The sequence below is a fragment of the Bacillus infantis genome (genome assembly GCF_008180445.1).
In the GTDB taxonomy this organism is placed as follows: Bacteria; Bacillota; Bacilli; order Bacillales; family Cytobacillaceae; genus Bacillus_AB; species Bacillus_AB infantis_B.
The window spans coordinates 1-24,500 of the sequence record NZ_VTER01000023.1 but is presented as its reverse complement, the minus strand read 5'-3'; the positions used below and the strand labels follow the sequence as shown (position 1 = coordinate 24,500).

The window sequence follows — 24,500 nt, the reverse complement described above, 5'->3', positions numbered from 1 at the left end:
CATTACCAGCATAACTATGCATGCAGATGGACTCTTATGACTCAATAACAGTATAATCAATAATGATGCCAGTACATGTTGAAAGGATGAGGCAGAACATGCTCCAAAAGATGATGATCGGACTGATCCGTTTTTATCAGATTGCCATTTCACCCCTTAAGCCGCCGTCCTGCCGTTTTTACCCGACCTGCTCCCATTATGGCCTGGAGGCCGTCAAAAGGTTTGGCCCCTTTAAAGGAGGCTGGCTTGCAGTGCGCAGAATAACAAAATGCCACCCATTCAATCCTGGAGGCTTTGATCCTGTTCCTGAGAAAAAAGAGAAATGACTATTGCCCGTACCCGTCAACCACCAGGTCCAGCTTTCCTGTTTCCGGATTGATGACAAGGCCATGGACCGGTACATCCTTCGGCATGAGCGGGTGCTTTTTGATCATATCGGCGCTGTGGGCGACACTTTCGCTTACACTGTTGAAGCCTTTAAGGAACTCCTCCACATTGATCCCTGAATACGCCAGTGTTTCGAAGGCCTGCTCGTCCACGCCTCTCTTCTTCATTTCTTCAATCACAAGCTCCGGCTTGATGGCGCTCATCCCGCAGTCATGATGGCCGATGACGAAAACTTCGTCCGCCTGCAGCTGATAAACAGCCACCAGGATGCTTCGCATAATGCTGCCAAACGGATGGGCCACAAGCGCACCTGCATTCTTGATGATTTTGACATCCCCATTAGCGACATTGATGGCTTTTGGCAATAATTCAAGCAGCCTTGTGTCCATACATGTCAGGATCACCATCCGTTTATCGGGAAACTTTGTTGTTGCAAACTCCTCGTAACGCTTATTTTCAACGAAATCCTTATTATGGTCTAATATTTGCTGTAATAGTTTCATAATATCCTCCTGTAGGCTTTATAATGATTCACTACCTTCTAGCATACATAATCCCGTTCTCTTAGACAAAATTTTTCCCTTGCTTTTCACAGAAAAATTTTGTAAGATTACTTAGTAAAATCGTAACGATTACGTATTATATAATCAGCATTAAAATCATATGATCAAGTATCACAATCAAATCGAAATAAATACGGTTTACTTATGAAAGGCGGTTATTATGAGAAAGTTAATCATGCTCCTCACCCTATTGCTGCCGGTCAGCCTTTTTCTGGCAGGCTGCGGGGACGGCAATGCAGACCAGGCGGAGAAAAAGACAAAAGATCAGCTGAATGTGTATACAACGGTATATCCGCTCCAATATTTTGCGGAAAGAATTGGCGGCAGCTATGTAAATGCCCAAACCATCTATCCTCCGGGAGCTGACGAGCACACATTTGAACCTTCGCAAAAGGATATGATGGCCCTTGCCGATTCAGATCTGTTCATTTACATCGGCCTTGGCCTTGAAGGATTTGTCAGCAAAGCCGAAGGCACCCTCGAGAATGAGAATGTAACTTTGCTGGCTGCAGGGGAAAATATTGATATGGCCGGTACAGAAGATGGACACTCCCATGAGGAAGGAACAGAAGAGGAAGCCCATGAAGAAAACGGGCACAGCCATGAAGAAGACGGACACAGCCATGAAGGTGATGGACACAATCATGGCGATATTGATCCTCACGTCTGGCTTGATCCGCTTTATGCTGCCGATCTGGCTGAAGCTATTAAAGACCAGCTGGCAGAGAAAATGCCGGAGCACCAAAAGGAATTTGAAGAAAATTACCAAAAGCTTGCCGCTGAACTGGATTCCCTCCACCATGAATTTGATGAAACTATAGATTCTGCAGAACATAAAGAAATCATAGTCTCCCATGCAGCATACGGATACTGGGAGAAAAGATATGGTTTAGAGCAAATCAGTGTCTCAGGTCTCTCCACATCCAATGAACCGACACAGAAGGAATTGGAGAACATTATCAAAACAGCCAGGGAGCACGGATTGAATTATATCTTTTTTGAACAGAATGTAAGCTCAAAACTGACGGAAATCGTCCAGAATGAAGTTGGCGCCAAATCGCTGCAGCTTCATAATTTGTCTGTGCTGACAGATGAAAATATCGATAATAAAGAAACCTACTTTACCCTGATGGAAAACAACCTGAAAGGGATAGAGAAAGCCTTGAATAATTAAGGATACAGCAGCAGGATATATTCCTGCTGCTTTTTTATATGAGCAAAATTCACCTGTCATTTTTCTTTCTGTTTTCAAGGAAATGTTTACATATTCCAGAATGAATCGCAGACACTATGTAAATGGAAGAATTGGCGAAAGGAAGATAGATATGAATGACTTGGTAATTGCGCGCTCTCTGTTTGGGACAACAATGGGTTTCCATATTATTTTCGCGACAATCGGCGTTGGGCTTCCGCTGATGATGCTGACGGCAGAACTTATTTATCAGAAAACAAAGGATCATGACTATGTCATTATGGCGAAGCGCTGGACAAAAGCCTTTGCTGTCCTCCTCGGAGTCGGCATTCCGACAGGAACCATTGCGGGCGTTCAGCTTTCACTGCTTTGGCCGGGCTTTATGGAAGTGATTGGGCGGGTAATGGCCCTTCCATTCCAGATTGAAATTTATGCCTTTTTCATTGAAGCATTGTTTATGTCCATTTATGTCTATGCCGCGGAACGGATCCCTCCGTGGATGAGGATTTCGAGCCTTGTCCTTGTTGCACTCGGTGCATTTGCTTCTGCTGTCCTGATAACAAATGTCCATGCCTTTGAAGGGACACCGCAGGGCTTCAGGATTGAAAACGGTGAAATTGTAGACATTGATCCCTGGGCAGCCTTCTTCAATCCAAGCTTTCTCGTGACAGCAGGCCATGTGGCTGTTTCTGCCTATACAACAGGCGCCTTTGTAGTCGCGTCTGTGGCTGCTTTTAAGATGCTGCGCAATAAATTCGGGACAAGGGTATATGATTTTCATAAAAAGGCACTCATGCTGAGCCTGATTGTCGGCGGCATTTTCTCATTGCTGACTGCCTTGAACGGCCATGCTTCGGCTCAGTATCTCCATGAGTACCAGCCGGAAAAACTCGCTGCCGCGGAAGGGCTTTTTGAAACCCAGTCGCACGCCCCGCTTGCAGTCGGAGGCTTTACCGACCGGGAGACACAAGAGGTAAAGTGGGGCATTGAAATACCTTGGGCCCTCAGCTTTCTGGCAGGCAACAGCTTTGACACAGTGGTCATCGGCCTGAACGATTTTCCGGAAGAACTGTGGCCGCCGCTTTTTGTCCATACGCTCTTCAATGGGATGGTGGCCATAGGCAGCCTGCTGATCCTCCTTTCCTTTGCAGGGTTTGTCTGGAATAAACTCTTAAAAAAAGACAGGTTCCCAAAAATATTTATGTGGGCGTTTGTGCTGTCAGGCCCTGCCGCTGTCCTCGGGATTGAATTCGGCTGGATTTTCGCCTGTACAGGCAGGCAGCCCTGGACAATTTACCGGGTCCTGTCAACTGAAGATTCGGTAACGACGGCCGGGAACCTTGGAATCTTATTTGTCCTTTTTGCTGCCGTTTATGTCATTCTCGGACTGACGGTTGTTCTGGTGCTTCTGTATTATTTTAAAAGAAATACGGTACTCGACGATATCAACCGGACAAAGGAAAAGGGAGTCCCGCTGTACGGCTCCAATACATAAGGGGTGAGTAGCATGTCAGATGCTCTATTAGCCATCACTATCCTGTGGGGATTTGTATTCATCTATGCTGTAATGGCAACGATGGATTTCGGCGCCGGCTTTTGGTCGATGGTCTATCTGAAGAGGACCAAAACAAAGGCGACTAATATCGCTAACCGCTATCTGTCCCCGACATGGGAAGTGACGAACACTTTCATTGTGGCGCTTGTCGTTGCGATCTACAGCTTGTTTCCAGGAGCGGCGTACACATTGGGCACTGTACTGCTCGTGCCTGGCAGCATGATTCTTTTACTGCTTGCCATTCGAAGTGCGTTTCTTGTGTTCTCAAACATTGCAAGTGAATACAAAACACCGCTCACCATCATATCCGGCATATGCGGAATTCTCATTCCAGGCCTTTTGATCAGTGTGCTGCCAATCACACATGGTGATTATATAGACTTTTCAAATGGCGGCCAGTCACTCAATCTGGGAAAGCTGTTCACTAGCCAAAACGAGTATGCCTTTTTCGGCTTTGCCGTCAGCAGCACTCTGTTTCTTTCTTCTCTTCTTCTGGCCGATTATTCCAAGGCAGCGGATGAAATGGATGCTTACTATGTTTATCGCCGGGATGCCCTGATGATCGGGCCCGTATCGCTCTTAATGGGTGTTGTCATTATGCATACCCTCAGCCTTGAAGCTGCCTGGCTCTATAATAAAATGATCGAGGATATGCCCATTCTGATGCTGTCAGCAGGTTTATTTCTCCTGGGAATCCTGGCGCTGCTCCTGCCTTCTTTCACTAAAAAAGGGACTAAGGGAATCCCAAGGCTTGCTGTCATCGCTGTCACACTTCAATATTTGGCAGCCAGTTTTGTTTACGGAAAGGCACATCTCCCATACATGGTCTATCCTGAGGTCACCATTGAATCAGGGTTTACAGACCCCAATTCGTTCAGGGCCGTGTTTGCCACCTATATTGCAGGCTTTGCCATTCTTTTCCCTGGTTTTGTCTACTTCTGGAGCCTGTTCATGAAAGACAAGCGCTACCTGAGGCAAAAGGGCAGCAAACAGCCGAATTAAAGCTTCCCTTTTTCTGTCACGTATTCCCGCCCGCTGGGCAGTGAAAGCTAATGCTGTATCAAATACTTTAAGGAGTGGATACAGATGGCACAGGATGTACTATGTGAAGTAAACAACTGCACCTACTGGAAAAAAGGGAATAACTGCGGCGCCGACCAGATTTATGTTGTCAGCCATCATGGCGAGCAGGCCGAGAACAGCCATGAAACGGACTGCAAAACCTTCAAGCCGCATGAATAGGAAATGTAAAAATCCAAGCCAGGAAATTTTTCCTGGCCTGGCTTTTAAATAGTCCATTCTCCTGTAACCAGCGCAGACAATTTCAGCTTGCCTTCTGCATCTTGCTGAAATACCAAGTACAGACTCCTCCAATCCATCCCTCCATATTTTTCTGTACCATTCTGATAAAACTCTACCGTTTTCGAATCAGGAAAGACTTCGTTAATATTATTCTTCGTGTTGCCTCTCTGCTGCACATCATCCAATATGACCTGATCCGGCTCAGTAAATCCTTTATAACGGTCAAAATAAGACTGTGGCACCGACCGGATAGGCTTGCCGCTTCCATCATGGTATCCCCACAAATATTCTTTTTCAATGCTGCTTAGATTCTCCATCTCTTCCTTAGACAAGACGACTGCATCGCTTTCAATAAATTCGTATGGCGAAATCACCAGACCCTTCTCTTTAGAGACATATTCTGAGATTGCGCCGTAGTCTTCATTTTCCAGCGCCTTCACAATGCTCTTTGCCAGTTCTTCTGCTGATTCTTCACCTGCCTCTTCATTTTCATCAGGCCCTTCAACTTGATTCTCATTTCCGCCCTCCGGCTGGCTCTGTTCATTTCCATTCCCAGGACTGCCAGTTTGTTCTTGCACGTTATCTGCTTCATCTGCTGGATCCGTGCCATCCCCTGCCTGGCCATCTGAACATCCGGCTAATAGGGCAGCAAGAAGAACAGCAGCAGTTAGTTTTTGAACCATAGACTAATCTCCTTTCTGTTATCTATAGTATTCTCATTCACTATGCCGGATTATGGTAAACATGAGGAATAGAAGGGGAATTGGGAAAGGTATTAAGTGAATGTTTCTTTATATTTAAAACAGACACTGCTATTGAGCAAGTGCCTGTTTTTTGAGGTCTAAACTAGTGACACAGCTTCTTTCATCAATGTCACTTCCGCAAGCCTGCGCCTGTTTATTTCAAAGCCTATTCCCGGCCCCTCAGGAACATTTATAAAACCATCCTCCACAGTGACCCCGGGCGTGATGATATCCTGTTCCCAATAGCGCCCAGAGCCTGATATGTCCCCTGGTATCTCAAAACCCGGCAGTGAAGCGAGAGCGATATTATGGGCCCTTGAAACGCCGAATTCAATCATGCCCCCGCACCATACCTGAATTCCATTCTGGAGGCAATAATCATGGATCCTTTTTGACTCTGATAACCCGCCAACCCGCCCGGCTTTAATATTGATCACTTTACAGCTGCCAAGCTCTGCTGCCTGCCTTGCATCCCTCAAAGAGACAATGCTTTCATCCAGGCAGATCGGGGTGCTGATGCATTTTTGGAGGACACTATGGTCGATAATATCATCATGGGCAAGCGGCTGTTCGATCATCAGCAGCCTGAATTCATCGAGTGCCTTCAGCCTGTCTTTGTCTTTGAGCGTATAAGCGGAATTGGCATCGGCCATCAAGTCGATATACGGATATTCATTCCGGATGGCAGATAGCAGCGGCAAATCATTTTCCGGACTGATTTTCACCTTTATGCGCCTGTAGCCTTGCTGAAGGAATCCTTCAATCTGCAGAAGACTTTCCTCTACGGTTTTTGCACCCACAGCGACACCAGAGCCAATCATGCTTCTCGTTCCTCCCAGCAGAGAATGAAGCGGCTTTCCTTCCTGCTTGGCCTGGAGGTCCCATAACGCTGCCTCCAGGCCCGCCTTTGCCATCTGGTTTCGCCTGACAGAGCTGAACAGGATGTGAGCATCATGTGCCTTCAGGACGGGATTCTCCTTTAGCAAAGGAATGAGAAAATCCTTAATGACATGATAGCATGTCCTGACAGTCTCTTCCGTGTACCAAGGGGAAGAAAAAGCAACTGCTTCTCCAAATCCGCTCAAGCCGTCCCTGTCGATCAGCTCGACAATAATGGCTTCCCTGCTGCTGACGGTGCCAAGATGGGTGGAGAATGGCTTTTTCAGCTGCATGCTGATTACATGCAATACAGCCTTTTTTATATTCATGATTCTTCTCCGCCTTTCCCCAGCATGGCGCGCAGCTCTCTCCGCAAAATTTTTCGCGAAGCATTCCTCGGAATTTCTCCAACGAAATAGCAGGTTTTCGGTACTTTATACTTTGCCAGCTTTCCGAGGCAGAATCCCTCGATTTCTTGAGATGACAGTTCTGCACCATGCATGGTCTGGATGAAAGCAGCCGGCACTTCTCCCCACTTTGGGTCCTTCACACCAATGACACCTGCATCAGCAACTGCAGGATGTGAAGTGAGCACTCCCTCGATTTCTGCCGGGTAAATATTTTCCCCGCCGGAAATGATCAAGTCGGATCTCCTGTCAAGTACATACAGAAAACCTTCCTCATCAAGCCTGCCGATATCTCCTGTGTAAAACCAGCCATTCTTCATCGCCTTGGCTGTTTCCGCTTCCCTGTTCAAATATCCAGGCGTGACATTAGGTCCTTTAACGGCAATTTCACCAGCCTGGCCTCTTTCCGCTTCCCTGTCTCCCTCCATGATTCTCAGCTGGGAAGGAAATAACGGCTTTCCTGCCGAACCAAGCTTTGAAAAGCTGTATTCAGGCGCAAGTGTCACGATTTGGGAGGAAGTTTCAGTCATGCCATAGCTTTGAAAGACAGGCAGCCCCTTTGCGGTACATTTTTCGAGCAGATCGCGGGAAGCAGGTCCGCCGCCGAGAAGCATGCAGCGAAAATGCGATGGCAGTCCGTTTTCTCCAATTTCAGCAGCAAGCCTTGAAAGCATGGTGCTGACGACAGACATGATCGTCACCTTTTTCTCCCGGATGTCCGTGATGGTCTGCTCCTCGCTGAAAGATCCGTGCAGAACGACGGGGATTCCGTAGATCAGGCTTCTCATCAGGATGGAGTAGCCGCTGATATGGAATAAAGGGACTGCGCACAGCCAGCAGTCATCTTCCCTGACGCCAAGATTGAAGGCTGATCCCGAGGCACTCCACCAGTGATTTCCATATGTCTGAATAACTCCTTTCGGATGTCCGGTCGTCCCGGAGGTGTACATGATGGTGCACACCTGATCCAGCGAAACTTCCTCCTCCGCCATTATGGCAGCTGAAGGCTGTACAGCGAGAACCTCCTTCGTCACCATGCTGCAGCCATCGAGTGACAGCTCCCGGGCTTTATCTGTAAATGCTGCCTCTGTAATCAGAAGCGAAGCATTGGAATCCGCCAGCTGCCAGCCGATTTCTTCAGCAGTCAGCCGGTTATTCAGGATAACCGCTGTGGCTCCCAATAGCTGAAGGGCAAGCAGGATGAAGACAGAATCAGAATGATTTTTCAGGAGTACCCCAGTATATGAGCCCCTGACTGCCCCTGCACCAGCCAGCTTTCCGGCCATCTGGGAGGATGCTTCATATAATTCTTTGAAAGTATAGGCACTTCCTTCAAAATAGAGGGCGTGCCTGTCCGGTGTTAAATCGGCTCTTTTCTTTAAAAATTGCGGGAGAAATTCACCCATTGGCTTCACCTTCCTTGCATATCAAGCTTGTTAAAATGCCATAGAAAAACAGCCTGATGGTTTGCCATCAAGCTGTTTTTCTTATCCTATAAAATCAAGGGAAACGCGGGAATTGCCCAAAGTCCGGCTTGCGCTTTTCTTTGAACGCGTCGCGCCCTTCCTTCGCTTCATCTGTTGTATAGTAAAGAAGCGTAGCATCCCCCGCGAACTGCTGAATTCCAGCCAGTCCGTCTGTGTCTGCATTGAACGCTGCTTTAAGGAAGCGGATGGCTGTCGGGCTCTTCTCAAGGATTTCCTCGCACCACTGGATTGTTTCCTCTTCCACTTTTTCAAGCGGCACAACTGTATTGACAAGACCCATATCAAGAGCTTCCTGTGCGCCGTATTGACGGCATAGGAACCAGATTTCGCGGGCTTTCTTATGGCCGACGATTCTTGCCAGATAGCCTGACCCGTACCCTGCATCAAAGCTTCCGACTTTAGGGCCTGTCTGTCCGAAGACAGCATTATCGGCAGCAATAGTCAGGTCACAGACGATATGAAGGACATGGCCTCCACCGATCGCATAGCCTTTTACCATCGCAATGACCGGCTTTGGAATGACACGGATAAGGCGCTGCAGATCCAGCACATTCAAACGCGGAATTTCATCCTCGCCCACATATCCGCCGTGCCCGCGGACCTTTTGGTCGCCGCCGGAACAGAATGCTTTCTCCCCTGCACCAGTCAGGATGATGACACCTACGCTTGCATCATCGCGCGCATAAGCAAAAGCATCAATCAGCTCCATTACGGTTTTCGGACGGAAGGCATTATGTACTTCTGGCCTGTTAATTGTGATTTTAGCAATTCCGTTGTAAGTTTCGTATAAAATATCTTCATAATTGCGTCCAGCAATCCATTCTACAGTCATAACGGAATCCTCCTTTTTATTATTTCTGCAAAAACTCACTTACTATTGTACCAAACTTTTCTGGTTCTTCCACATGTATTGCATGCCCGGCCCCAAATACAGTCTCCCATTGGCATAAGGGAATCAGCTTGGACATCCTTTCAGCCAGGGTGCAGAATTTTATATCCTCAGAGCCAGTGACCAGAAGGGTGTCCGCCTTTATATCCGGGAGCTTGCCCCACCACGATGGCTGGGCCCCGGTCCCCATCCCCCTCAGGCTGAATCCAAGGCCTTCCGGGATGTTTTGAAGACGCTGCTCCCTGATCTGCATTTGGACATCAGCCGGCAGCATTTTCTGCGTTTTGAACAAGGGGATGTTTTCCCAGTAATCAACGAATGCTTCAATTCCGTTCTCTTTTATGTATTCCCCAAGCCGCTCATCCTGAGTACGCCTATTCTTTCTTTCTTCAGCAGTCTCTAATCCAGGCGATGCACTCTCAAGGATCAGCTTTCTGACTTTGCCGGGATACAGGGCGGCAAATGACAAAGCCAGACGCCCGCCCATCGAGTAGCCCAATAGATCGGCCTTTGGAATCTGCAGCGATTCCATCAGCTCATGGATCATCCGGGCAGCAGCATTGACAGTATAGCTTTCTTCCGAAGCAGGCATAACAGTGTCTCCGTGTCCGGCAATATCTATGGATATGACCATGTATTCTGATTTCCAGCAGGGAATGAAAGGGTCCCAGGTGGAACGGTCGCCTGTGAACCCGTGAAGCAGGATTAGAGGAAAACCGCTGCCTTCTATTTCGACATGGTGGGAGCCTCCGCCGCTTACAAATTTCATTCTTATTCTCCTTTTAGGAACAGATTTATTTCCCGGGAAACACGATTCCACAATACTCGATGCTCAGCAAGGTTTTTGTCCCGGTTTGTCATTATTTCGGTTACCTTTAGGCCGTGTTCACCATAGCCCTCTTTAATGGCACGCTCAAAGTCTTCCCAAGTTCCAGCGCGGTCGTATTTCGCGCCGTAAAGCCTGGCCGCATGTTCAAAATCTAAATCCAAAGGCGTGCCAAAAAGGAGCTCAAAATTCTTTTTCTCGCCTGCCTGGGGCAGGAATGAGAATATACCGCCGCCATTGTTATTGATGAGCAGGATATGGACATTGATATTGTGGAGCTTTGAAGCAATCAGGCCATTAAGGTCATGGAAAAATGTCAAATCCCCCAGCACCAGATAAAGCGGCTGAGAATATAAGCCTGCACCAAGTGCGGTGGAAATGATTCCATCGATTCCGTTAGCACCCCTGTTGCCCATCGCCCGGATGCTTTTGTCATTATTATGGAAGAAAGTGTCCAGATCACGGATCGGCATGCTGTTTCCGACAAACAGTGTACTCTCATCAGGCAGTAGTTCTGCAAGCTGGAGGAACAGCCTCCCCTCGCTCATTTCTATAGCCGAGCCGGCCTCTGCAAGCACCAGCTTCGTTTTTTCATTGACCTCTTTCCATAACGCACTATATTCGCCCCCAGGCTCCCTGCGATCAGCAAAGCTTTGTACCTTCTCACAAAAGAGGGCCTCACTGCAATAGAGCATCTCTGAAGAAAGCAGGGATGGGTCACGCCAGCCTGCACCGCCATCGACAACAAGTTGCCTGCTATCTTTGTTTTCCTTTAAGAATATGGTGAGTGCCTTTGAGACAGGCATTGAACCGAAGCGGATCACCACATCGGGCTTCAGGATTTCTTTTGCTGCATCCGTTCTCAGGAAGCTGTCATATCCGTCGATGACAAGCGCTTTTCCATGCTTTCCGCTTCTCAGCTGTGAGAGCGGATCCGCTAAAATCGGAAAATCAAGCGTCTCTGCCAGCTTCACCACTTCAGATACAAATCGGCTGTCATCATTTGGCCCGCAAATGATGACGCCTTTTTGGAAGGATGAAAGGACGTCTGCCATCTCTCTAAAAACAGAATCTGGAAGAGCAAGCTCCCCCTGCTGGATGGAGACAAAACCTTCAGGCCTTTCCCTGCTTTCGAACAGATTTTCATCGAGCTTTGGTATAAGGGGCTCGCGAAAAGGAAAGTTGAGGTGGACAGGACCTGCAGGGGCCTTCAAGGATTCTGCACATGCCCTGGCACATACTGTCCTGGCATATCTGATCATTTCATCTGAGCTCTCGGGCGGAGCCATTTCTGCAAACCATTTAACATGCCCGCCGTAAAGGTGGATCTGATCGATTGCCTGAGGTGCTCCTACATCCCTCAGCTCATGGGGACGGTCTGCCGTCAGGACGACAAGCGGGACTCTCGAAATCTTTGCCTCAACAACGGTTGGAAAGTAATTCGCCGCGGCTGTCCCTGAAGTACAAAGCAGTGCAGCCGGTCTGCCTGATGCTTTGGCGATTCCGAGGGCAAAGAAGCCGGCCGAACGCTCATCGACGTGAATATGCACATTGAGTTCCGGATGTTCCGCCATAATCATGGCCATCGGCGTAGAACGGGATCCCGGGCTGACAACAACGTCCCGGACACCGGTCTTGGCCAGCTCCGAGACAAATGCAGCAATATAAGTTGTTAAAGCTTCTTGATGATTCATTCTGTTAGCCCTCCCAGAGCTGACCGCATAGGACGGAATTTGATCTTGGTTTCCATGAATTCGCTCTCAGCGTCTGAATCCTCCACGATTCCGCATCCGGCAAACAAAGAAGCCTCATTTCCCTGCAGAAGGCCGGAACGGATCGATACAGCAAATTCTCCATTGCCGCTGTAATCAAGCCAGCCCAGCGGCCCCGCATAATAGCCCCGGTCAAGTTCCTCAATCTCTCTGATCATAGCCACAGCTTCCTGCTTTGGCAGTCCGCCGAGTGCAGGGGTCGGATGAAGTTTCTCAACCAGCAGGAGCAATGAAGCTTCATCCTTTGTCGTACCCTCCACTGGTGTGTACAAATGCTGGATATGCTTCATTTTCATCAGCTGGGGCTTTGAAGGAATTTTAATTTCCTCGCAGGCTTCATCCATGGCTGTTTTTATCATATCAACCACATACTGATGCTCGATGAGATTCTTTTCATCCGACAATAATGCCTCGCCAAGTGCCTGGTCATCCTCAGGAGTCTTTCCCCTCGGAATGCTCCCGGCAAGGCAGGTCGAATAAAGGCTTTTTCCTTTCTTTTTAACAAGCCGTTCAGGGGAGGCCCCGATAAAACAGTCCCCCTGGGATTCAAAAGCAAAGATAAAGCTTTCATTCTGTTCATTGTGAAGGTTGCCCAGTACCTGCTCCGCTTTTATTTTCCCGGAAAAAGAAAGCCGGAGTTCCCTTGCAAGGACCACTTTCTTAAGCTTGCCAGCCTTTAGATTTTCGACCGCTGAAGTGACTGAATCCATCCACTCCTGCGGGTGGATTTCCTCTTCAGAGATAAGCCTGCCTTCCTCCACCTGAACAGATGCCTCAATTCCTTCGAGCAGAAGGCGCCTTTCTTCCCTGATTTTCTCAGCAAGCGACGCATCATCATGTTTCGTGCAGACAATATTTGTCGTCAGGAATGTTTGTCCTTCTGTCTGCGTCAGCAAATACCTCGGAACATGAAAAAGAGAATCCGGATATTTGGACCATAATGCGGTCTTTTCCTTTTCCGGATCAAAAGAGAATCCCCCGAACAGGGCAGGGCCTGCAGCGGCGGCAGAGTATTCATTATATATGACTGCATTGCGGATAAAGCGCTTCCACTCTTTTTCTACATGAGAAAAACGGCCGGAAGCCAAATCCGACTGAATGAGTTTGCATATTCCCAAACCGGCTAGGATGGTTTCATTTGAAGGATCTTTCCAGTAAAAGCGTTCACCAAAAAACGCCTGTCTTCCTGAAGCAAAGAATGATAATGGGTCAATATGGTCCAGTTTATGGACTTCACTGACAAGGATAGGCTCCGAAAAAGCCCCGGCCCTTTTAATTGCTTCCAGGATTCCTTCCTTAAGTTCCGTATCCTGTATCGTAACCAAGAAAATCCCTCCAATAACAGCTTTACCGCTGTTATTCTTTCGTTTTTCAGCTTATTTTAAGATACACCTCATGATTATATGATGTCAACAACATCGGCCTGAGGATGCATGCATCATCAATATTATAAAAGCCTGCTCTTCACGTTTTCCTTCCATATCCTATGTTTGGCTGCACGATGCCTGAAAAAGGCGGAAAGTCAGGTAATTCCAGCCTCGGCAGTATGCAAAAATCCATTGACACCCCATTGATCTTTGCTAAACTTGAGTATGTCAGGACATTTTTGACCTGCAGCTGATTTTAAGCTAAAATATAAAGGTTTGTTATACAAAGAATATATTAAGGGGAGAGTCAAAAATGCAACCACAAACGCATCCCGATCCTTCGCCTGCCATGAAATCGGGCGGATGGAGAGTCTGGTGGCAATTAACCAGGCCGCACACCTTGACGGCAGCTTTTGTGCCCGTCCTGCTGGGCACTGCTTTGGCAATAGATACAACAGATATCAGCTTCAGCCTTTTCTTGGCCATGCTCGTGGCCAGCCTTCTGATCCAGGCGGCTACGAATATGTTCAATGAATATTTTGACTTTAAGCGCGGCCTTGATACAGCTGAATCCATTGGGATCGGCGGCGCCATCGTGCGTGAAGGGATTAAACCGAAGACAGTGATTCAGCTTGCCTTTGCCCTTTATTTCATCGCGCTGCTCCTTGGCGTTTATATCTGCATGAACAGCAGCTGGTGGCTTGCCGCGGTAGGCCTTGTCTGTATGGCAGCCGGCTATTTGTATACTGGAGGCCCTTTCCCGATTGCCTATACGCCATTTGGGGAAATTGTAGCAGGATTCTTTATGGGAATGATGATCATCCTCATATCCTTCTTTATCCAGACAGGCACAGTTACCACGCTTAGTGTGATGATTTCAGTTCCTATTTTCATCCTCGTCGGGCTGATCCTGATGGCCAACAATATCAGGGATCTGGATGGAGACAAGGAATTTGGCAGGAAGACCCTGGCAATTCTGCTCGGCAGGGACAAGGCAATATACTTCCTTGGGATCATGTTCACCATTTCTTATATGTGGATATTCGCAATGATAGCTGCAGGCTATATCTCTCCTTGGCTGGCCATTGTCGCTCTCAGCATTCCAAAGGCTGTGAAGGCAACAAAGGGCTTCATCGGCAAAACAAAGCCGGCCCAAATGATGCCTGCCATGGTGGCTACCGCTCAGACGAACACCATTTTCGGTTTTCTGCTGTCTGTCGGCCTGTTTCTGGGATATTTGCTCTAAAAATGGATATCATAGCCTTCTGCACTGTGCAGAAGGCTTTTTTTGCGGTCAGCCCGCCATGTTTCATTGGCTGAATAAAGGGTAATTTCTAAGCAAGGCAAATGGGCCTGCATGCAACTGTCTCTTTAGCCGGAAACGGCCTTTTATTCTAATAAATACTACTAATGGAACAGGATGTGGAACAATGATTACAAAGGACCAGATCAACGAACTGAAGTCTCAGCTGGAAGAAGATAAGAGGACCATTGAAGAACAGCTGGACAGTGATACGAACAGCCGCTTTGACAATGAAAGCGCAAGGGATACAGTCGGTGAACTTTCGATGTACGATAACCACCCCGGCGATGCGGGCACTGAGCTTTTTGAAAGGGAGAAAGATCAGGCAATCGAAGAGCATCAGAACGAGGAATTGGATAAAGTGAACACAGCCCTCCAGGCAATTGAGGATGGCACTTACGGAAATTGCAGGGAGTGCGGAAAGGACCTTCCATTTGAAAGACTTGAGGCAGTCCCAACGGCTTTATATTGTGTTGACCATGCTCCTTCTCAGCATCCTGCATCAGACCGGCCTGCAGAGGAAGACGTTCTGAGTCCCAATCATGACAACCATTTTAATTTTGATGATTACAAAGACATTAATGATGAACAGGACAGCTTTGAACAGGCTGCCAGCTATGGCACCTCCGAAACACCGTCCGATTTCAACGGTCAGCATAAGGATTATAACAGTCTGTATGATACGGATCATAATGATGATGGATTCACGGAAGAATACGAAACCTTCAGTGCGACTGATATAGAAGGGAAAAATCGAACGGTTGTCCGCTCGGATACAGAAGAGCAATATCAGCAGGAATTGGAAGATGAAAATCTGGATGCGCCGTTCGGCAAAGTCCCTTATAAAAAAGGGGACAGCTATCTGGAGGATAAGGAAAACAAATGACAGCTGAAAAACGGCAAACAAAAGGCCTGGGGATGACCAGGCCTTTTGTTTCGTCTGCTGAATTTATTTAGATGAATGGCTTGCTGCCGGCTGGATTTGCCAAATTTCTTCGGCATATTCACGAATGGTCCGGTCGCTGGAGAAATGACCTGATGCGGCTATATTCATCAGGCTTTTCCGCTGCCAGCCAAGCCGGTCTCCATAGGCATTAGCAGCCTGTTTCTGTATGGCTGCATAGGAATCGAAGTCGCGGAGGACAAAATATTGATCGTTATGCATCAGCAGCGAATCCGCGATGCTTTCAAATTCATCCCCGGCATAAGGGAAAAATCCATTGGTAAGCTGATTGATGATGGTGCTGATCCTTTTATCCAGATGATAATAGTCCATTGACCGGTATTCACCATTCTGCTGATAACGGAGAACTTCTTCGGCAGCCAGCCCGAAAATGAAAATATTCTCTTCCCCAACCCTTTCCAGTATCTCTACATTGGCGCCGTCCAGAGTACCGACGGTCAGTGCCCCATTCATCATAAACTTCATATTGCCCGTTCCTGATGCCTCCTTGCTGGCAGTGGAAATCTGTTCACTGATATCTGCAGCAGGGAAAATTTCTTCGGCAAGTGATACCCGGTAATTTTCAAGAAATACGACTTTGATGAGCTTATTCGCAGCCGGGTCATTATTCACTTTTTCAGCAACTGTATTGATGAGTTTGATGATCTTTTTCGCATAATAATAGCCTGGAGACGCCTTAGCACCAAATATGAAAGTTCTGGGCTGAATGTAGGAATCCCCCTCTTTGATCCTATTATACATATGCATAATATGAAGCACATTCAACAGCTGCCTTTTATAGGCATGAAGCCTTTTTACCTGGATATCAAAAATAGATGACGTATCAATGGAAAGGCCTGTCTGCTGTTTGACCCGGCGGGCAAGCCTTTGTTTATTTTCCTCTTTGATCAGCTCAAGCTCCAGGAGCATACTGCTGTCTTCAGCAAATTGGGCCATCTCTCCCAAGCGCTGGGGCTCCTTTATCCAGCCGGGACCGATGGCTTCTGAGATCAGGCCTGCAAGGCGGGGGTTGGAATTCAGCAGCCACCGTCTGTGTGTAATGCCATTGGTTTTATTGTTGAATTTTTCGGGATACAATTCGTAAAACTGTTTCATTTCCCTGTGTTTAAGAATTTCTGTATGAAGAGCCGCCACTCCATTGACACTGTGGCTTCCGGCAAGGGCCAGATGCGCCATTTTCACTTCTCCATCGGAGATGATGGCCATTGACCGGATCCGCTCCCAATCACCGGGGTACTTTTCCTCCAGCTTCAGGCAGAACCGCTTGTTGATTTCTTCCGCAATCATAAAGATTCTCGGAAGAAGAGGCTGAAACAGGCGGATCGGCCATTTTTCCAATGCTTCGGAAAGCGTCGTATGATTTGTATAGGAAATGGTTGAAACCGTAATCTCCCATGCTTCCTCCCAGGCCATCTCTTCTTCATCTACAAGAATTCTCATCAATTCCGGAATGGCAAGGACCGGATGGGTGTCATTTATGTGGATGCTGATGAACTGATTGAAATCCTTCATATTTCCATGCTGCTTTTTAAAGGACTCTATAATCGACCGGATACTTGCTGACACAAGAAAATACTGCTGTTTAAGACGGAGGATCTTTCCTTCATCATGTGTGTCATCCGGATACAGGAATTCCGAAATCAGCTCTGTTTCCCTTTTATATTGCATGATGTTTTTATGCTGGGGAAAGGGAGAAGGCTCTGCACTCCAGAGCCTTAATGTATTGACTGTCTCAGTTTGATAACCTGCTACCGGCATATCATACGGAACAGCAGTAACCGTCTCGCCAGGCAGGTGCCTGAAAACCAGCCTGCCCTCCTCCTCACTGCATTCCACCCTTCCCCAAAAAGGGATTTCCACTGCAGAATCCGCCTTTCTTATTTCCCAGACGTTTCCATGCCTCAGCCACTGTTCCGGCAGCTCAACCTGGTATCCGTCGACAATCTTCTGCTCAAAAAGCCCATGTTTATAGCGTATACCACACCCATGCCCTGGCAGATCGAGCGATGCAAGGGAATCCAGGAAACAGGCAGCAAGCCTGCCAAGCCCGCCGTTCCCCAGACCCGCATCAGGCTCTGACTCTTCTAGCCCGCCCAGTTCAATGCCAAGGTCCTGCAGCCCCTCCTCAACGACTTTATGAATGCCGAGATTGAGCAGATTATTATGCAGCAGCCGCCCAAGAAGGAATTCAATGGAAAAATAATAGACCTGCTTTTGCTTGATCATCCTGCTGCGCTCATTGGTGTTGATCCAGTTCATGCTGACATATTCCCTCACCATATGTCCGAGGGTCTGGTACTGATCGCGCTTCGTGCTGTCAGGAAAGCTTTTTCCGCTGGTCATTTCAAGCCTTGTCAAAAAGACTTCCTTGAACTCTTCCTTATCCGAAAACATCCTCTCACTCCCCTGAAACAAGCCCTTCGTAAAGCTTGCTGTACTTGAACGCAGACTGGGCCCAGCTGTAATCCAGGCTCATCGTCCTCTTGACCAGCTCTTTCCACTCTTCTTTCCGGCTATAAAAGTAAATGGCCCGATTGATGGTATAGAGCATATCGTGGGCATTAAAATTAGTAAAGGAGAAGCCGTTTCCTTCTCCTGCCTCCCCATTATATGAATGGACTGTATCGTTTAATCCCCCCGTCTCCCTGACGATTGGAATTGTCCCGTACCTCATGGCGATCAGCTGTCCGAGGCCGCACGGCTCAAACTTTGAAGGCATCAGGAATAAATCCGCGCCTGCATATATTTTATGGGCAAGCTCCTCATTAAAGCGTATGTAGGCTCTCACCTTTTCCGGATATTCCCGCTCCATCCCGGCAAAGAACTGTTCAAATTCATCTTCTCCGGTGCCAAGGACAATGAATTGTACCTCCTCTGACATCAGCTCCTGGAAGACGCGCTTTACAAGATCAAGGCCTTTTTGGCTCGTCAGCCTGGTAATCATTGCAATAATGGGCACTTCTGGCTGTTCCGGGAGGCCGGCCATCTTTTGAAGGCTGCGTTTATTCTTACCTTTATTTGTTAATAAATTCACATTAAACGGCGCAGCAATCATAGGATCATTTTCCGGATCATAAAAATCAGCATCAATCCCATTAAGTATGCCGGCCAGGTCACCGTCCCGCATCCTCAGCAGCCCATCAAGCTTCTCTCCATAATATTCATTCTGAATTTCAGCTTTATAGGTAGGACTGACGGTTGTAATTTTATCGGCAGATGTAAGGGCCGCCTTCATAAAATTGATGCAGCCATAAAATTCGAGCTGCTCTGCATTAAAACAAAGCTCATCAAGGCCGAATAAGTCCCTTAGCGCCTCTTTTGGCATGATGCCCTGGAATTGAAGATTATGAATGGTAAACACGCTTTTTATAGAAGCATATTCCTTTGTGTGACTGTATTGGACACTCAGCAAGAAGGGGACCATGCCTGTATGCCAGTCATGGCAATGAATAATATCAGGATAGAAATCAAGCTCTCTCATGCTTTCCAGGACAGCCCTGCTGAAGTAAGCAAATCTTTCTCCATCATCAAAATATCCGTAAAGCTGATCCCGTAAAAAATAATACTCGTTATCGACAAAATAAAAAATGACACCGTCATGGACAAGCTCTTCGATCCCGCAGTACTGGTTTCGCCAGCCCACGGAAATGCTGAACTCCCTGACCTTTTTCATTTTCTTCTTATAAATTTCCGGTATGCTCCCATACTTTGGCAGGATGATTCTTACGTCCGTTCCCAGCTTTTTCAATTCTTTCGGCAAGGAGCCTGCCACATCGGCAAGCCCCCCTGATTTGACGAATGGCACACATTCAGATACAGCGAATAAGACTTTCATGAATTCATCAGCGCCCCTTGTATAGTTCCTTTCCGGATTACGATCGGATGCACAGGAGAACCTTCCATGACAGTCCCTGATTCAATTCTGACATCTTTGTCGATGATGACTGAATCCAATATGCAGTTTTCTCCGATCTGGCATTTTTGCATAATGATGCAATTTTTCACAACTGATCCTTTCCCAATTCTGACAGCCCTGGAGATGATGCTGTTTTCAACCGTTCCCTCTATAAGGCATCCGTTTGCCACCATGCTGTTCTTCACCCCTGCGCCTTTCAGGTACCTCGCAGGCGGCTCATCCTTTACCTTAGTATAAACTGGCTGATCTTTACGGAACAGCTTGTTGAAGGTTTCGGGTTCAAGCATGCTCATGCTTGCCAGATAGTAGCTTTCAATCGAGTCGATCCTCGCAACATGCCCTGTATATTCGTACGCACATACCTTATAAACATGGTTCAGGTCGGCAGCTATATCACTCATACAGGAATAGCCTGTTTCATTTCTGTTTTCGATGAATTCGATCAGCTGGGATGTCTTCACAAGATACATTTCAAGCGATCTTCCATTATGCCTGAGTTCCGTAATGTCACATCCGGATTGGATATGCCTCTCAAGGGCCGGCCGAAAGTCCATATTAAGAACAGTGTAGCAATTTGCTATTAGGGAATATTCCTGATTGCTGCGGTAGAAATAATCAAGGTTGGCTGCAAAATGATTGAAGGACCCTACCCCCTGCCTAGGCCCATCAAGGAGCGGAGATGGAAAGAAAAAGAGGCCGTCTCTTTTCCTGTTCAAATCCCAGTTCTTTCCTGAACCAAGATGGTCCATCAGTGACCTGTATTGAAATTTAGGGAAAATGGCCACACTGGCAATCCCTGAATTCACCATGCTCGAGAGAACAAAATCTATCAACCGGTAGCGGCCTGCAAAGGGCACTGCCGCAAGAGAGCGGTGGACTATCAGTTCTTCCAATCCTTCATGGTAGGTTGTTGCATCTATAACGCCCAGCAATCTCTTATTCAACTATATCCCCTCCTGATTTATATTCCTATGAATGGATTTCCTTGATCATTTCCTCTGTCACCAGGATTATTTCACCCTCATTTTCATCATCTCTGATAACCGTTCCGTCCGGTATGTGCATATCGGACGGAACAATCGCTCTTTCAATAAAGACATTTTTTCCGATCACAGCATTCGGCATAATGACCGACTCTTTTATAATCGAACCCGCTTTTACCTCTACTCCCTGAAAGAGGACCGTTTTATAAATTTCGCCTTCAATAACACAGCCTTCATTGATCATGGATTCATCCACTTCCGCCATCGGTGCGATATATTGCGGCGGATGATTGGGGTTAACAGAATAGATCCTCCAGGAATAGTCATTCAGATCCAGCTGGCAATCGTCATCCAGCAAATCCATATTGGCTTCCCAAAGACTCTGCACAGTCCCCACATCCTTCCAGTAACCGCTGAAAGGATAGGCATAGAGCCTTTTGCGGTCATTCAGAAGCTTTGGAATGATATCCTTTCCGAAGTCATGCGAGGAATCCTTATCCAGATCGTCCAGTTCCAGATATTCTTTAAGTACGTCCCATTTAAATATATAAATTCCCATCGAAGCCATATTATTTCTTGGATTCTCCGGCTTTTCATCAAATTCAGCAATGCTTAGATCATCGTTCGTATTCATGATTCCGAAGCGGCTGGCTTCCTCCCAGGGAACTTCTTTAACGGAAATGGTAGCATCAGCGTTCTTTTCAATATGATAATCAAGCATCAGGTCATAATTCATTTTGTAGATATGATCACCTGACAGGATAAGCACATACTCAGGTTCATGCTGTTTAAGATAGTTTATATTTTGGAATATTGCACTCGCCGTGCCTGTATACCACTTGACTTCTGAAGATTCGGCATATGGCGGCAAAACGGTTACCCCTCCGTTCATTCTGTCCAGATCCCAGGCGCTTCCTATCCCGATATAAGAGTTAAGTACAAGAGGCTGGTATTGGGTCAGAACCCCTACTGTATCAATCCCTGAATTTGTGCAATTGCTCAAGGTGAAATCAATGATCCTGTATTTGCCTCCAAATGGTACAGCTGGCTTTGCAAGATTCTCAGTCAGAGCGTTAAGCCTTGACCCTTTTCCCCCTGCCAGCAGCATTGCCACACATTTTGTCTTTGCCATTTCCTTTCCTCTCCTTTCGATGTTTAACAGGACGCAGAATAGTAATGCCAAACGGCGGGATAGCCATTTGAATCGAATAAGGCCGGCCGTGGTATTCCAGTTCTTCTGTTTTGACAACTTTTTTGTTGGTCCAGCCGGATCCCCCATATTCCTCCTTATCGCTGTTGAATATTTCCCTGTAGCTTCCCGCATGCGGCACTCCGATCCTGAAATTCCGATACGGGTCGGCTGTAAAATTGCAAACTGCAATAAGATGTTCACCCTCGGCAGCGCTGAAGCGGACAAAAGAGAAAATCGATTGTTCCAGGTTATCTGCATCAATCCACTCAAAGCCTTCCTGGAGATGGTCCAGTTCAAATAGGGGCCTGGATCTCCTGTAAAGCCGTATCAAATCCTTTGTATACCTGTTTGCTTTCTGGTGCATCTCATAATCCAGCAGATTCCAGTCAAGCCCTTCTGAATCTTTCCATTCTGAAAATTGGGCGATTTCAAAGCCCATAAACAGCAGTTTCTTACCGGGATGTGCCATCATATAGCCCAGGAGCAGCCGGAATTGGGCAAATTTTCTCCAATAATCCCCCGGCATTTTATTGAGGAGAGACTTCTTTCCGTGTACAACTTCATCATGGGAGAGAGGCAATATAAAGTTTTCCTTGAAAGCGTATAAGAGTGAAAATGTAATATTGCCATGCTTTCCAGACCTCGCCTCTGGACTGGTTTCCATATATGCCAGTACGTCATTCATCCAGCCCATATTCCATTTGTAATGAAAGCCCAGGCCTCCATAATGGGCAGGAGAGGTCACCTGAGGGAGATTGGATGAATCTTCAGCTGCTAAGAAAATGGAGGGATCATATTCCCTTATAGTGCTGTTGAGCTTGCGGAGGAACTCAATTCCATACGGATTCTGATGCTGTTCATGGGAATTGGGCCAATAAATGATATTAGAAACTGCATCCATTCTGAACCCGTCTATATGATAGGTTTCCAGCCAGAATAAAGCATTGGAGATTAAAAAGCTCTGCACTTCATTGCGGCCCAGGTCGAAGTTTGAAGTACCCCATACATAATTCTCCCTATCCGTCTCGTTCTTATATTCAAAAAGATGGGTTCCGTCGAATTTATAGAGTCCATGGGCATCTTTGCAAAAATGGCCGGGAACCCAGTCGAGGATGACACCGATGTTATGCTGATGGCATTGATCGACAAAATACATGAAATCCTGCGGCTTCCCATACCGGCTGGTCGGAGAAAAATACCCTGTCCCCTGATAGCCCCAGGAGGCATCGAGCGGATGCTCGACAAGAGGGAGCAATTCTACATGTGTGAACCCGTGTTCAAGGACATAGGGCACAATTTCATCCGCCAGTTCCCTGTAATTCAGCAGACTGGTGCCATTTTTCCGTTTCCACGTTCCGGCATGCATTTCATAGATGACTGCCGGTTCTGCAAAGGTATTTTTCTTCATCCTTCCTTTCAGCCATGACTGGTCATTCCATTCATAGCCTTCAAGCGGCCATACAACTGAAGCTGTGCCTGGCCTTTTCTCAGAATAGAAGGCATATGGATCAGCTTTGTGCAGCCTGGTGCCTCCTTGTGTCAATATTTCATACTTATAGAGGCAGCCTGCCAAATCCTTCTCAATTACTATGTGCCATACCCCTTCATTATTCATTCTATGTAATTTGAAATCTTCCCCATCCCAGCTGTTAAAGTCCCCAACAACCCTGACTTCCTTGGCGTTAGGAGCCCATACAGCGAACCTGGTTAGGGTCTTGCCATCTTTAAATATCACGTGGGCACCAAAAAGACGGTGGCTGTCAAAAAGGGTGCCTTCATGAAATAAATGCATCTGATAGTCGGTGGGAAACATCGTTTTCACAGCCATCCTTCTTTCCAACAGATTTTAGTTCATTGACATTCTTTTTTATATTCGTGTTCAATGTAAAAATACCTTGTAAAAATAAATTAAATTTTTCGATATTTTCTCTTATAATTCGATTATTTTTGTGAAAATAGAAATGGTTCTAACGGGAATTGCCTATAATAAGCATATGTTTTTATGAAGGGTGGAATGAAGATGGCAAATCAAGAAGAAGAATTTCTCCTACGGGAGAGGCAGGCTGCCGAAGGAAAGCTGCCGCTGTTCGGTCCTGCAGATGGAAAAATTCTGGCCACAGGAGATATGTTCCGGGGGCCTTATACAGGAGTCGTTTCGGATATAGATCTAAATAATCCGGGAAACCGGCTGCAAAACAGTGAAGACCTTCCAGATTAAGCATCAAGCAAAGCGTGAAAGAAAGGTTCTACGTCAAATGTTGGGGTGAGGTCCAAAGGGCTTCACCCTTATCCAATATGCACACCCAACTTTTTATACTTATGAGTTAATAAGATTTTGGCCCGAAAACGCTTAAAGCTTCTAAAGCCAAATGCGTTTCGTTTCATGACTTTCGTTAAGTTATTGAGGCCTTCTAAAAAACCATTCGAATAGTTATAGCTAAAGCTATTTAGTATTTCGATTTGCCAGTTTTTTATGGTCTTGGCAGCTTTCATAAACTCAGGAATGCCCGCCTGGGCAACGTCCTCGTAAAAATTATAGAGTGACTCTTTAGTTAGGAGGATCTTTTCCTCACCATTCAGCTTTGCCTCGTCAAACCATCGACAAAACTGCTCTTTTAATTCATATGCCACCTTTAATTCAGGGGACATATTTAGGTACCTGCGAAGAAGCCATTTGTCTTCTTCCGTCAGCTTATCTGACCTCTTATAGAATACATGACGACCCCTCTTGCATTTCTTCCGGTCATAATCATGCCATTCCGTTTGAACTCTT

General features: G+C 46.8%; 22 protein-coding genes. 8 read left to right on the top strand and 14 right to left on the bottom strand.

Annotated elements, in window-relative coordinates:
• The first annotated feature begins 98 nt into the window (after positions 1-98).
• Positions 99-326: a membrane protein insertion efficiency factor YidD gene (gene yidD, locus FZD51_RS25175; protein ID WP_222928628.1), complete on the top strand. Its 228-nt coding sequence runs from the start codon at positions 99-101 to the stop codon at positions 324-326.
• Here yidD and FZD51_RS25170 read toward each other — a convergent pair whose 3' ends face one another.
• Positions 327-890: a beta-class carbonic anhydrase gene (locus tag FZD51_RS25170; RefSeq protein WP_148977179.1), complete on the bottom strand. Its 564-nt coding sequence runs from the start codon at positions 888-890 to the stop codon at positions 327-329. It abuts the gene before it with no gap.
• A gap of 220 nt (positions 891-1,110) precedes the next feature.
• Between FZD51_RS25170 and FZD51_RS25165 the strand changes: the two genes are divergently transcribed.
• From FZD51_RS25165 to FZD51_RS25150, 4 genes are all read left to right on the top strand, one after another.
• The gene (locus FZD51_RS25165) at positions 1,111-2,124 is read left to right on the top strand and encodes a metal ABC transporter solute-binding protein, Zn/Mn family (RefSeq protein ID WP_148977178.1); all 1,014 of its coding nucleotides are present in this window, start codon (positions 1,111-1,113) and stop codon (positions 2,122-2,124) included.
• A gap of 151 nt (positions 2,125-2,275) precedes the next feature.
• On the top strand, positions 2,276-3,637 hold the full coding sequence (locus tag FZD51_RS25160) for a cytochrome ubiquinol oxidase subunit I (protein WP_148977177.1): 1,362 nt from the start codon (positions 2,276-2,278) through the stop codon (positions 3,635-3,637).
• Positions 3,638-3,649: 12 nt separating this feature from the next.
• A complete protein-coding gene (locus tag FZD51_RS25155; RefSeq protein ID WP_148977176.1) occupies positions 3,650-4,699 on the top strand; it encodes a cytochrome d ubiquinol oxidase subunit II in 1,050 nt (349 codons plus the stop codon).
• Positions 4,700-4,783: 84 nt separating this feature from the next.
• Positions 4,784-4,939, top strand: coding sequence for a DUF1540 domain-containing protein (locus FZD51_RS25150; RefSeq protein WP_009795307.1), 156 nt, complete (start codon positions 4,784-4,786; stop codon positions 4,937-4,939).
• Positions 4,940-4,983: 44 nt separating this feature from the next.
• Here FZD51_RS25150 and FZD51_RS25145 read toward each other — a convergent pair whose 3' ends face one another.
• The 7 genes from FZD51_RS25145 to FZD51_RS25115 all read right to left on the bottom strand — a co-directional run bounded on the left by FZD51_RS25145 (position 4,984) and on the right by FZD51_RS25115 (position 13,327).
• Positions 4,984-5,682 (bottom strand): hypothetical protein, encoded by a 699-nt coding sequence (locus tag FZD51_RS25145; RefSeq protein ID WP_148977175.1) that lies wholly within the window; start codon positions 5,680-5,682, stop codon positions 4,984-4,986.
• Between the two features lie 158 nt (positions 5,683-5,840).
• Positions 5,841-6,950 carry an o-succinylbenzoate synthase gene (gene menC / locus FZD51_RS25140; RefSeq protein ID WP_148977174.1) on the bottom strand — a complete coding sequence of 370 codons (1,110 nt, stop codon included), beginning with the start codon at positions 6,948-6,950 and terminating at the stop codon, positions 5,841-5,843.
• On the bottom strand, positions 6,947-8,434 hold the full coding sequence (locus FZD51_RS25135) for an o-succinylbenzoate--CoA ligase (RefSeq protein ID WP_148977173.1): 1,488 nt from the start codon (positions 8,432-8,434) through the stop codon (positions 6,947-6,949). Before FZD51_RS25135 ends, menC begins: the two co-directional genes overlap by 4 nt.
• A gap of 94 nt (positions 8,435-8,528) precedes the next feature.
• Complete coding sequence (menB, locus tag FZD51_RS25130) at positions 8,529-9,347, bottom strand: 1,4-dihydroxy-2-naphthoyl-CoA synthase (protein ID WP_009795312.1); 819 nt, start codon at positions 9,345-9,347, stop codon at positions 8,529-8,531.
• Between the two features lie 19 nt (positions 9,348-9,366).
• A complete protein-coding gene (gene menH, locus FZD51_RS25125; protein ID WP_148977172.1) occupies positions 9,367-10,173 on the bottom strand; it encodes a 2-succinyl-6-hydroxy-2,4-cyclohexadiene-1-carboxylate synthase in 807 nt (268 codons plus the stop codon).
• A 2-nt stretch (positions 10,174-10,175) separates the two neighbouring features.
• Positions 10,176-11,924, bottom strand: a complete 1,749-nt coding sequence (menD, locus tag FZD51_RS25120; RefSeq protein ID WP_148977171.1) for a 2-succinyl-5-enolpyruvyl-6-hydroxy-3-cyclohexene-1-carboxylic-acid synthase — start codon at positions 11,922-11,924, stop codon at positions 10,176-10,178.
• Entirely contained in the window at positions 11,921-13,327 is a 1,407-nt protein-coding gene (locus FZD51_RS25115; protein ID WP_148977170.1) for an isochorismate synthase, read from the bottom strand. Before FZD51_RS25115 ends, menD begins: the two co-directional genes overlap by 4 nt.
• 355 nt (positions 13,328-13,682) lie before the next feature.
• On the opposite strand from FZD51_RS25115, the gene FZD51_RS25110 reads away from it, so the two are divergent.
• Together FZD51_RS25110 and FZD51_RS25105 are read left to right on the top strand one after the other, a co-directional pair.
• Entirely contained in the window at positions 13,683-14,615 is a 933-nt protein-coding gene (locus FZD51_RS25110; protein WP_148977169.1) for a 1,4-dihydroxy-2-naphthoate polyprenyltransferase, read from the top strand.
• A 184-nt stretch (positions 14,616-14,799) separates the two neighbouring features.
• Complete coding sequence (locus tag FZD51_RS25105; protein ID WP_148977168.1) at positions 14,800-15,558, top strand: TraR/DksA C4-type zinc finger protein; 759 nt, start codon at positions 14,800-14,802, stop codon at positions 15,556-15,558.
• 63 nt (positions 15,559-15,621) lie between these two features.
• Here FZD51_RS25105 and FZD51_RS25100 read toward each other — a convergent pair whose 3' ends face one another.
• Genes FZD51_RS25100 through glgB form a run of 5 tightly spaced genes read right to left on the bottom strand, consistent with a single transcriptional unit; the run spans position 15,622 to position 23,555 of the window.
• Entirely contained in the window at positions 15,622-18,030 is a 2,409-nt protein-coding gene (locus FZD51_RS25100; protein ID WP_148977167.1) for a glycogen/starch/alpha-glucan phosphorylase, read from the bottom strand.
• 4 nt (positions 18,031-18,034) lie between these two features.
• Positions 18,035-19,471, bottom strand: a complete 1,437-nt coding sequence (gene glgA, locus FZD51_RS25095) for a glycogen synthase GlgA (protein WP_148977166.1) — start codon at positions 19,469-19,471, stop codon at positions 18,035-18,037.
• Positions 19,468-20,496, bottom strand: coding sequence for a GlgC family sugar phosphate nucleotidyltransferase (locus FZD51_RS25090; RefSeq protein ID WP_148977165.1), 1,029 nt, complete (start codon positions 20,494-20,496; stop codon positions 19,468-19,470). Before FZD51_RS25090 ends, glgA begins: the two co-directional genes overlap by 4 nt.
• Before the next feature lie 25 nt (positions 20,497-20,521).
• Entirely contained in the window at positions 20,522-21,667 is a 1,146-nt protein-coding gene (locus FZD51_RS25085) for a glucose-1-phosphate adenylyltransferase (RefSeq protein WP_148977164.1), read from the bottom strand.
• Positions 21,609-23,555, bottom strand: coding sequence for a 1,4-alpha-glucan branching protein GlgB (gene glgB, locus FZD51_RS25080; protein WP_148977163.1), 1,947 nt, complete (start codon positions 23,553-23,555; stop codon positions 21,609-21,611). Before glgB ends, FZD51_RS25085 begins: the two co-directional genes overlap by 59 nt.
• 192 nt (positions 23,556-23,747) lie before the next feature.
• Here glgB and FZD51_RS25075 point away from each other — a divergent pair, with 192 nt between their 5' ends.
• On the top strand, positions 23,748-23,945 hold the full coding sequence (locus FZD51_RS25075) for a hypothetical protein (protein WP_148977162.1): 198 nt from the start codon (positions 23,748-23,750) through the stop codon (positions 23,943-23,945).
• 68 nt (positions 23,946-24,013) lie between these two features.
• Here the strand turns inward: FZD51_RS25075 and FZD51_RS25070 are convergent.
• Positions 24,014-24,500, bottom strand: a 487-nt coding sequence (locus FZD51_RS25070; protein WP_148977161.1) for a transposase, incomplete at its 5' end; no start/stop codon positions are given.